1 pseudogene is annotated in these 292 nt (G+C 62.7%); it reads left to right on the top strand.

Features of this window, described 5'->3' with window-relative positions:
- Nucleotides 1–7 precede the first annotated feature (7 nt).
- Nucleotides 8–292 (top strand): annotated as a pseudogene (locus tag P0D80_RS51575) (ATP-binding protein); the annotation flags it as partial.

Below are 292 nucleotides of genomic sequence, written 5' to 3'. Positions count from 1 at the left end.
CGGGTCAATCCGTCAACGCCTGATGCTACTGGTGCTGGCAAGCGTCTCGGTCGTCTGGGTGGCAGCCCTCGTTTCAAGTTACAGGCAAGCCGTCCATGAAGCCGGCGAATGGGACGACGCGCGCATCGAACAGGCTGCTCGAACACTGACGCTGGTGGATACCAATGATCTGGCGGCGCTCACCGAAGATGGGTTTCATGCGTCCGACGATGACGGCGACGATGACCTGTCACGCCGGCTCCTTTATGAGGTACGCGACGCCGAAGGGCGCCTGCTTGCGGCGAGCCCCCGT

Origin of the sequence: Paraburkholderia sp. RL17-373-BIF-A (assembly GCF_046030175.1) — a bacterium.
Lineage (GTDB): Bacteria > Pseudomonadota > Gammaproteobacteria > Burkholderiales > Burkholderiaceae > Paraburkholderia.
The sequence above is the reverse complement of the archived record's forward strand: the minus strand, read 5'-3'. Positions and strand labels throughout refer to the sequence as shown.